Annotated in this window: 8 protein-coding genes; 5 read left to right on the forward strand and 3 right to left on the reverse strand. The window is 73.5% G+C overall.

From position 1 onward, the window contains the following. A partial coding sequence (gene gcvT, locus E1211_RS27120; protein WP_132352240.1) for a glycine cleavage system aminomethyltransferase GcvT occupies positions 1-1,133 on the reverse strand: 1,133 nt, incomplete at its 3' end. 162 nt (positions 1,134-1,295) lie between these two features. Here gcvT and E1211_RS27125 point away from each other — a divergent pair. Next, on the forward strand, positions 1,296-2,867 hold the full coding sequence (locus E1211_RS27125; protein WP_132352242.1) for a leucyl aminopeptidase: 1,572 nt from the start codon (positions 1,296-1,298) through the stop codon (positions 2,865-2,867). A gap of 115 nt (positions 2,868-2,982) precedes the next feature. On the opposite strand, the gene E1211_RS27130 is transcribed toward E1211_RS27125, so the two are convergent. Next, positions 2,983-3,312, reverse strand: coding sequence for a hypothetical protein (locus E1211_RS27130; protein ID WP_132352244.1), 330 nt, complete (start codon positions 3,310-3,312; stop codon positions 2,983-2,985). A 179-nt stretch (positions 3,313-3,491) separates the two neighbouring features. On the opposite strand from E1211_RS27130, the gene lpdA reads away from it, so the two are divergent. Together lpdA and sucB are read left to right on the forward strand one after the other, a co-directional pair. Beyond that, positions 3,492-4,883, forward strand: a complete 1,392-nt coding sequence (gene lpdA / locus E1211_RS27135; RefSeq protein ID WP_132352246.1) for a dihydrolipoyl dehydrogenase — start codon at positions 3,492-3,494, stop codon at positions 4,881-4,883. 71 nt (positions 4,884-4,954) lie between these two features. Further along, positions 4,955-6,772, forward strand: a complete 1,818-nt coding sequence (gene sucB, locus E1211_RS27140; protein WP_132352248.1) for a 2-oxoglutarate dehydrogenase, E2 component, dihydrolipoamide succinyltransferase — start codon at positions 4,955-4,957, stop codon at positions 6,770-6,772. A 65-nt stretch (positions 6,773-6,837) separates the two neighbouring features. Here the strand turns inward: sucB and E1211_RS27145 are convergent, their stop codons facing one another. After that, complete coding sequence (locus E1211_RS27145; protein WP_371686207.1) at positions 6,838-7,785, reverse strand: SDR family NAD(P)-dependent oxidoreductase; 948 nt, start codon at positions 7,783-7,785, stop codon at positions 6,838-6,840. 157 nt (positions 7,786-7,942) lie between these two features. Here E1211_RS27145 and E1211_RS27150 point away from each other — a divergent pair, with 157 nt between their 5' ends. Beyond that, on the forward strand, positions 7,943-8,521 hold the full coding sequence (locus tag E1211_RS27150; RefSeq protein WP_243709715.1) for a TetR/AcrR family transcriptional regulator: 579 nt from the start codon (positions 7,943-7,945) through the stop codon (positions 8,519-8,521). Positions 8,522-8,667: 146 nt separating this feature from the next. After that, on the forward strand, positions 8,668-9,576 hold a 909-nt coding region (locus tag E1211_RS27155; protein ID WP_132352254.1), incomplete at its 3' end, for an LLM class flavin-dependent oxidoreductase.

The following is a 9,576-nucleotide window of genomic DNA, read 5'->3' on the forward strand; positions in this document are numbered from 1 at the left end:
GTGTGGGGTTGGACGAAGGGGGGGCGGGTGACGCGCATCCGGGCGCGGCGGCCGCGGACGTCCAGCTCGACCAGGTCGCCGTCGGCCAGGTTCGCCGCCGTGTCCAGCAGCCCCAGGGCGATGCCCTGCTTCAGGGTCGGCGAGAACGTGCCGCTGGTGACGGTGCCCACAACCGTCTCGCCGGCGTACACGGTCATGCCGGGGCGCGGGATCGCCCGGTCGACGGCCTCCAGGCCACGTAGCGTGCGCCGGGCGCCGGCCGCCTTCTCCGCGCGCAGCACGTCCCGGCCCCAGAACGCCGGCTTGTCCCAGCCGACGGCCCAGCCGGAGCGGGCCTGCACCGGGGTGATCTCCAGCGACAGGTCCTGCCCGTGCAGCGGGTACCCCATCTCGGTCCGCAGCGTGTCGCGGGCGGCGAGCCCGCAGGGGCGCACGTCGTACGACTCGTCGGCGGCGAAGAGGGCGTCCCAGACGGCGACCGCGTGCTCGGCCGGGACGACCAGCTCGTAACCCAGCTCACCCGTGTACCCCGTCCGGCAGACGGTCAGCTCGACCGGTACGCCGGCGTGCAGGGTGGCGGCGGAGAAGCTCATGTAGTCGTGCCCGGTCGGCAGGCCCAGGGAGTCGAGCAGCTCGGCCGAGCGCGGCCCCTGCACGGCGAGCACCGCGTACGCCTCGTGCTCGTCGGTGACCGTGATCGTCGCCGGCGCGGCGGCGCGCAGCCGGCGGACCACCTCGGCGGTGTTCGCGGCGTTCGGGATCAGGAAGACGTGGTCGTCCGCGTGCAGGTAGGCGATGATGTCGTCCACGACCCCGCCGGTGGCGTCGTCGCAGCAGAGGGTGTACTGCGCCCGGCCGGGTCCGATCCGGCCCAGGTCGTTGCTAAGGCAGGCGTTGACGAAGTCCGCGGCACCCGGTCCGGTCACCCGCGCCTTGCCGAGGTGGGACACGTCGAAGACGCCCACCCCGGTGCGGACCGCCGTGTGCTCCCGGAGCACGCCGCCGCCGGCGTACTCCAGCGGCATCTCCCAACCGCCGAAGGGAGCGAACTTGGCGCCGGCAGCGGTGTGCCGCTCGTGCAGCGGGGAACGGCGCAGCCGGGTCGCGGCTACGTCGGTGGTCACGTCGGTCATGGGTGGCAACTTACCGGGGCCGGACAGGCTGGTTAGCATCGGCGGGACCCGCCGATTCGCTCGGCGGGACAACCCACACGTCCGGCGGGTAGGTTCGCCGCCGGAGACCTTCACCGCCGGTACGCGTCGTCGCGGCCGGCCCGGCCCGCCCGGAGTAGCTCAGTGACATCGCCCCGCACCACCCTCAGCCTGGTCGACACCGACCCTGCCGAGCTCGCCGTCGACGCCATCGTGATCGGCGTGCACAGCCAGACCGGTGAGCAGGCCGCCACCAGCGGCCTCGCCGGCACCCTGCTGCTCGCCAGCGGCGCCGAGAGCATCGCCGCCGCCTTCGACGGGAAGCTCACCGAGACGCTGGCGCTGCTCGGCGCGACCGGCGGCCCGGGCGAGGTGATCAAGCTGGCGACGCTGGGCACGATCACGGCTCCGGTGGTCGCCGCGGTCGGCCTCGGCCCGGAGCCGACCGGCGCCGCGCCGAACCCGGAGACCCTGCGCCGGGCCGCCGGTTCGGCCGTCCGCGCCCTCGCCGGCGCGTCCCGGGTGGCGGTGGCCCTGCCGCTGCCCGACGACGCCGACGCCCCGGCCGCGCTGCGGGCGGTCGCCGAGGGCGCGCTGCTCGGCGCGTACCGCTTCGCGGGCTACAAGACCCGGCCGCAGCCGGCCCGGCGCGAGCCGGTCGCCGAGGTGCTGGTGGCCGTGCCGGACGCCACGGAGAGCACCGCCCAGGCCGAGGTCACCCGCGCCGCGGCGGTGGTCGGCGCGGTCCTGACCAGCCGCGACTGGGTCAACACGGCACCGAACGAGCTGCGTCCGCCGACCTTCGCCGCGGCGGTCGCCGACGCCGCGCGGGAGGCCGGGCTCGGCGTCGAGGTGCTCGACGAGGCGGCGCTGCGCGACGGCGGCTACGGCGGCATCATCGCCGTCGGGCAGGGCTCGGAGGCCCCGCCGCGGCTGGTCAAGCTCACCTACACCCCGCAGGGCGGCGGCAACGGCAAGCGGGTGGCGCTGGTGGGCAAGGGCATCACCTTCGACACCGGCGGCATCTCGATCAAGCCGGCCCAGGGCATGTGGGAGATGAAGTCCGACATGGCGGGCGCGGCGGCGGTCGGCGCCGCGATGCTGGCGGTGGCGGCGCTCAAGCCGTCCGTCGCGGTGACCGGCTACCTGCCGATGGCCGAGAACATGCCGTCCGGGACGTCGTACCGGCCCGGTGACGTGATCAGCATGTACAGCGGCAAGAAGGTCGAGGTGCTGAACACCGACGCCGAGGGCCGGATGATCCTGGCCGACGCGATCGCCCGCGCCTGCGAGGACGGCACCGACTACCTCTTCGAGACCTCCACCCTGACCGGCGGCCAGGTGATCTCGCTGGGCAAGCGGATCGCCGGTGTGATGGGTACGCCGGAGCTCTGCGAGCGGGTGAAGGTCGCCGGCGAGGCGACCGGCGAGCCGGCCTGGCCGATGCCGCTGCCGGACGACGTGCGCAAGGGCATGGACTCCGACGTGGCCGACATCTCCCAGGTCAACGCCGGGATGGACCGGGCCGGGCACATGCTGCAGGGCGGCGTGTTCCTGCGCGAGTTCGTCACCGAGGACGTGGCGTGGGCGCACATCGACATCGCCGGGCCGGGATACCACTCGGGTGAGCCGACCGGCTACTGGACCAAGGGCGGCACCGGCGTGCCGGTCCGCACCCTCGTGCACCTGGTGGAGGACGTCGCCGCCAACGGCTGACCCCGCCCACCCCGGCCCCGGGGCGATGCGCAGTTTCACGGAAAGAGTGGCTGTTCCGCGCGGAACAGCCACTCTTTCCGTGTACGAGGCCCCACCGCGGGGGCTGAGTGGGCGCTCAGTAGAGCTCGGGACGGCGCTTGCGGCGTTCGTTGAAGTCGCGCATGCGCTGCGGGTAGCCCATGAGGCGCACATCGTAGATCGGGATCCCCAGCCGGTGCGCGAAGCGACGGGCCCCGTCCGGGCCGTCGACCCGCCGGCGGGTCCACTCCCCGTCGTCGGCGATGAGGATCACCGTGGTCTCGGTGACGGTGGTCCGAGGCTCGATGTAGGCCTCGACGCCGCGCCGGGTGCGGACGAAGTTCTCAAGATGCCCCAGATCGGCACGGTCGACCGCCCGATCCTGGCTCACCGCGCGCATCGGCTTGCGGCGCCGGAACAATCCCACGGACCTCTCCCCCACAATCCGTCATCGACGACGGTGCCAAGCGTACGTGTCGGGGACGTGTCGTTGGGCACCTCGGTACGCGCTCTGTGGCCGGTGGTGACAAGATGACCGAGGTGGGGTCTGCCCAAGAGGCGTCCCGCCGTGACCCCCGATGCACTGTCGCTACCTGGGAGTTGGACGTGAGCGAGCCGAACGACGCAACCTTCGACATCGTCATCCTCGGAGGTGGCAGCGGCGGCTACGCGACCGCGCTGCGCGCCGCCCAGCTGAACCTCTCCGTCGCGCTGATCGAGAAGGGCAAGCTCGGCGGCACCTGCCTGCACAACGGCTGCATCCCGACGAAGGCGCTGCTGCACGCGGCCGAGGTCGCCGACCAGACCCGCGAGTCGGAGCAGTTCGGCGTGAAGGCCGAGCTGGTCGGCATCGACATCGCCGCGGTGCACACGTACAAGGACGGCGTGATCGGCCGGCTCTACAAGGGCCTGCAGGGCCTGCTGGGCAGCTCCAAGAACATCACCGTGGTGGCCGGGGCCGGTCGCCTCGTCGCGCCGAACGCCGTCGAGGTCGACGGCAAGCGCTACACCGGCCGCAACATCGTGCTGGCCTCCGGCTCGTACGCCAAGAGCCTGCCCGGCCTGGAGATCGACGGCGAGCGGGTCATCACCAGCGACCACGCGCTGACCCTGGACCGGGTTCCGTCCTCGGTGATCGTGCTGGGCGGTGGCGTGATCGGCGTCGAGTTCGCCAGCGTCTGGAAGTCCTTCGGTGTGGACGTGACCATCATCGAGGCCCTGCCCCGCCTGGTCGCCGCCGAGGACGAGGAGTCCTCGAAGGCGCTGGAGCGGGCGTTCCGCAAGCGGAAGATCAACTTCAAGGTCGGCAAGCCGTTCGAGAAGGTCGAGAAGACCGCCGACGGTGTCAAGGTGACCATCGCCGGCGGCGAGACCGTCGAGGCCGAGCTGCTGCTGGTCGCCGTCGGCCGGGGCCCGAACACCGCCAACCTCGGCTACGAGGAGCAGGGCGTCAAGATGGACCGCGGCTACGTGCTGACCGACGAGCGGCTGCGCACCAGCGTGCCGAACGTCTACGCGGTCGGTGACATCGTGCCGGGCCTCCAGCTCGCGCACCGCGGCTTCCAGCAGGGCATCTTCGTCGCCGAGGAGATCGCCGGCCTGAACCCGGCCGTGATCGACGAGGCGGGCATCCCGCGGATCACGTACTGCGACCCGGAGGTGGCCTCGGTCGGGCTCACCGAGGCGAAGGCCAAGGAGCAGTACGGCGCCGACAAGGTCAAGACCTTCAACTACAACCTCGGCGGCAACGGCCGGAGCCAGATCCTCAAGACCGCCGGCCATGTGAAGCTGGTCCGGGTGGAGGACGGCCCGGTGGTCGGTGTGCACATGATCGGCGCGCGGGTCGGCGAGCTGATCGGCGAGGCGCAGCTCATCTACAACTGGGAGGCGTACCCGGCCGAGGTGGCGCAGCTCGTGCACGCCCACCCCTCGCAGACCGAGGCCCTGGGTGAGGCGCACCTGGCCCTGGCCGGCAAGCCGCTGCACGTACACGCCTGATCGATAACGTATTTTGCGGCGTCCGGCGACGGGCGATCATCCCACCAGGGGAACGAAGGAGTCTGGAGAACATGCCGGTATCGGTCACCATGCCTCGGCTCGGCGAGAGCGTCACCGAGGGCACCGTCACCCGCTGGCTCAAGCAGGAGGGTGACACCGTCGAGGTCGACGAGCCCCTGCTCGAGGTCTCCACCGACAAGGTGGACACCGAGATCCCGTCGCCGGCGGCGGGCGTGCTGACCCGGATCGTGGTCGGAGAGGACGAGACCGCCGAGGTCGGCAGCGAGCTGGCCGTCATCGCCGGTGAGGGTGAGCAGGCCGGCGCCGCCGCGCCGCAGCAGCAGGCCCCGGCCGAGCAGGCCGCCCCGGCCCCGCAGCCGACGGCGGCCGCCGAGGGCACCGCGCCCGAGCCGGCCCCGCAGGCCGCCCCGGCCCCGCAGGCCGCCCCGGCGCCGTCCGGCCAGGGCACCGCGGTCACCATGCCGGCCCTCGGCGAGAGCGTCACCGAGGGTACTGTCACCCGCTGGCTCAAGCAGGTCGGCGAGACCGTCGAGGCCGACGAGCCGCTGCTGGAGGTCTCCACCGACAAGGTGGACACCGAGATTCCGTCGCCGGTCGCCGGCACCCTCCTGGAGATCAGGGTCGCCGAGGACGAGACCGCCGCGGTCGGCGCGGAGCTGGCCGTGATCGGTGCCGCCGGCGCTGCCCCGGCCCCGCAGCCGGAGGCGAAGCCCGCGCCGCAGGCCGAGGCGAAGCCGGCCCCGCAGCCCGAGGCGAAGCCGGCCCCGGCTCCCGCTCCCGCTGCCGCCCCGGGCGTCTCCTACAACGAGCCGGCGGCGGAGGCGGAGGTCGCCAAGCAGCCGGCCCAGGCCGAGCAGCGGGCGGTGCCCCCGGCTCCGGCCGCGAAGGCCCCGACGGCGGCGCCCGCCCCGGGTGCCGGAGCGGAGGCGGCCGGCTACGTGACCCCGCTGGTCCGCAAGCTGGCCGCCGAGCACGGCGTCGACCTGGCCTCGGTCAACGGCACCGGTGTCGGGGGTCGCGTCCGCAAGCAGGACGTGCTGGAGGCGGCGGAGCGGGCGAAGGCCGCCCAGGCCGCCCCGGCCCCGGCCGCGCCCGCGCCGACCGCAGCCCCGGCCAAGCCGGCCGCGAAGCCGCAGCCGAGCGCGAAGCGGGGCACCACGGAGAAGCTGACCCGGATCCGCACGGCCATCGCCAAGCGGATGCAGGAGTCGCTGCACGAGATGGCGCAGCTCACCACGGTGATCGAGGTGGACGTCACCCGGGTCGCCAAGCTCCGCGCGCAGGCGAAGGACTCCTTCCAGCAGCGGCACGGCGTCAAGCTGTCGTTCCTGCCGTTCTTCGCCCTCGCGGCGATCGAGGCGCTCCAGACGTACCCGATCGTCAACGCCCGGATGGACCTGGCCGGCGGGACGATCACCTACCCGGAGGCGGAGCACCTCGGCATCGCCGTCGACACCGAGCGCGGCCTCCTGGTGCCGGTCATCCACAACGCGGGTGACCTGAACCTGGGCGGCATCGCCAAGCGGATCGCGGACCTGGCCGAGCGGACCCGGACCAACAAGATCAGCCCGGACGAGATCGCCGGCGCGACCTTCACGCTGACCAACACCGGCAGCCGGGGCGCGCTCTTCGACACCCCGATCGTGCCGTCGCCGCAGTCGGCGATGCTCGGCACGGGTGCCGTGGTCAAGCGCCCGGTCGTGGTCAACGACCCGGAGCTGGGTGAGGTCGTCGCCGTCCGGTCGATGGTCTACCTGGCCCTCTCGTACGACCACCGGCTGATCGACGGCGCCGACGCGGCCCGCTTCCTGGTCGCGGTCAAGGAGCGGCTGGAGGGCGGCAACTTCGAGGCGGAACTGGGTCTCTGACCCGCTGACGCAGCGACACCCGAAGGGCGCCCCGGTCACCCGGGGCGCCCTTCGCCGTTCGCGCCTCAGGCGAGCAGCAGCTTCTCGGAGACCGCCCAGAGCCGCTCGGCGGCCTCCGGGTCCCGCGCGTACGAGGCGTACCCGGTGCGCGCCGGCGGCTGGTTCGGACCGGCCTCCTGGCAGTCCTCGAAGTAGCGTCCGCCGATTCCGTCGAGCAGCGGCGAGGTGGCGACCAGCGCCGAGGTCGCCGCCCCCTGTTCGGCGGTCTTCCAGTAAGAGCCGCCACCGCCCCCGCCGGACTGCGCCCGCATCCGGGCGAGCTCCTCCTCGTCGACGAAGCGCTGGAGGTTGGTCCGGATCGCGCCCGGCATCAGGGAGTTGGCGAAGATGCCGTCGCCGGCCCAGCGCCGGGTCGCCTCCACGGCGAAGAGCACGTTGGCCGTCTTGGACTGCCCGTACGCCAGCCACGGGTCGTACGGCCGGTGCTGGAAGTGGAGGTCGTCGAAGACGACCGGCGAGCGCAGGTGTGCCGCCGAGCTGACCGCGACGACCCGGGCGCCCTCGGCCGCGACGAGCGCCGGGCGCAGCCCGACGGTCAGCGCGAAGTGGCCCAGGTGGTTGGTGGCGAACTGCATCTCCCACCCCTGCGCGGTCCGCATCTCGGGTGCCGCCATGATCCCGGCGTTGTTGACGAGGATGTGCAGCGGGCCGTCCCAGTTGGCCACGAACGCGGCCACCGAGTTCAGGTCGGCGAGGTCCAGCGGGGCGACCAGGACGCGATCGTTGCCGGTGGTCGCGGTGATGTCGGCGGCGGCCTCGTGCCCCGCCTCCGGGTTGCGTACGGCGAGGGTGACCTCGGCACCGGCCTGGGCGAGTGCCCGCGCGGTCTCGACGCCGATCCCGGAGGCGGCACCGGTGACGACGGCGCGACGGCCGGTGAGACCGATGCCCCGCACCACCTCGAGCGCCGTGCTGTCCCGATTGAAGGGTGTGCTCACCTGCGTGTTGGTCATGATCCATCCTTGTCGGTACGGCGGGCCCGTGCCGGCCGGCCGCTACGATTGAAAAGCGGAGGATCCTCCGTTACATCCGAGACTAACCGGAGGGTCCCTCCGCTTGATGACCGACCCCGGCCGCGATCCGGCCGCGCCGACAGCTGAGGGAGGCGACGTGGGCGAGACCGCCCCTCGGCGGCTACGGGCGGACGCCCAGCGCAACCGGCAGCGCCTGCTCGACGCCGCCGTACGGGCCTTTTCCCAGGGCGAGCCGGGGGTAACGCTGGACTCGGTCGCCCGGCAGGCGGGCGTGGGCATCGGAACCCTCTATCGCCACTTCCCCACGCGCGAGGCGCTGGTCGAGGCGGCCTACCGCAACGAGCTGGCAGGGCTCTGCGACGCCGCGCCGCAACTGCTGGAGCAACTCCCGGCAGCCGCGGCGCTGCGCGCCTGGATGGACCGGTTCATCGACTACCTCGCGGCCAAGCGGGGGATGGCTGGCGCGTTGCGCCTGGTCATCGAGTCGGGCGTCAACCCGTACGCGGAGAGCCGGGACCGGCTCCACGCCGCGCTCGACCTGCTGCTGGCGGCGGGCGTCGCGGCCGGGACCGTACGCGCGGACGTGCCCTCGGCCGACGTGCTGGCGGGCCTGAGCGGTGTCTCCCTCGTCGCGGGCGAGCCGGCCCGGCGCGAGCAGGCCGGCCGGCTGCTCGACCTGCTGATGGACGGCCTGCGCCACCGCGTCGAAGGCTGATCGATTCCGGGCCTGAGCCGCGCGGGACACTGACACTTCGCCCTCGGCGCCAGCGCACGGAGACCGAACGGCCTGGTCCTCTGCCGGTAGCAGAATCGCCCGATTCGGCTGGCTGCGGCCGGGTTCACCCCGGCAGGCTGGGCGGCATGGTGACCTTCTCCCTCCAGGCCAGCCCGTCCGACGCCGCCGGCTGGATCGACCTGGCCCGGCGCGCCGAGGCCGCCGGCTACGACGCGCTCCTCGCCGCCGACCACCCGGGCGCGGTGGCCACCCCGTTCGTCGCCCTGGCCGCCGCCGCGACGGCGACCAGCTCGATCGGTCTCGGGTCGTACGTCTCGAACGCGGGCGTCCGGGAACCGATGCTGCTCGCCGCCGACGTGGCGACCCTCGACCTGGTCTCCGGCGGGCGGGCGCGGCTCGGCATCGGCGCCGGGCACACCCCGGCCGAGTGGCGGGCCGTCGGCCGGGAGCGACCGGACGTGGCGGGTCGGGTACGCCGCGCGGTGGCGGTCATCGAGGCGACCCGAGCCCTGCTCGACGGTGACGAGGTCACCGTCGAGAGCGCCGACCTGACCGTCCACGGCGCCCGGCTGGAGCGGCCACGCCCGGTGCGACGGCGGATCCCGCTCACCGTCGGCACCGCGAACTCGGCGCTGCTGCGGTGGGCCGGCGCGCACGCCGACGTCGTGGGGCTCGCCGGGCTGGGACGTACGCTGCCTGACGGCCACAGTCACGAGGTGCGCTGGCGGGAGGCGGAGATCGAGGCGCAACTCGCCCAGGTGGCGGCCGGTGCCGCGGGCCGCGCCGAGCCGCCCGAGCTGGAGGCGCTCGTCCAGCGGGTGGTGGTGACCGACGATGCGGAGGCGGCCGCCGCGCAGACCGCGAAGGAGACCGGCCTGACCGTCGCCGAACTGCTCGCCAGCCCGTTCGTGCTGATCGGCACCGAGGACGAGATCGTCGCGTCGGTCGCCGCCCACCGTCGCCGCTGGGGCATCACCCGCTACGTCGTCCGCGCCGACGCCCTCGACGCCCTCACCCCCCTGCTCCCCCACACC

Source organism: Micromonospora sp. 15K316, from assembly GCF_004348525.1.
In the GTDB taxonomy this organism is placed as follows: Bacteria; Actinomycetota; Actinomycetes; order Mycobacteriales; family Micromonosporaceae; genus Micromonospora.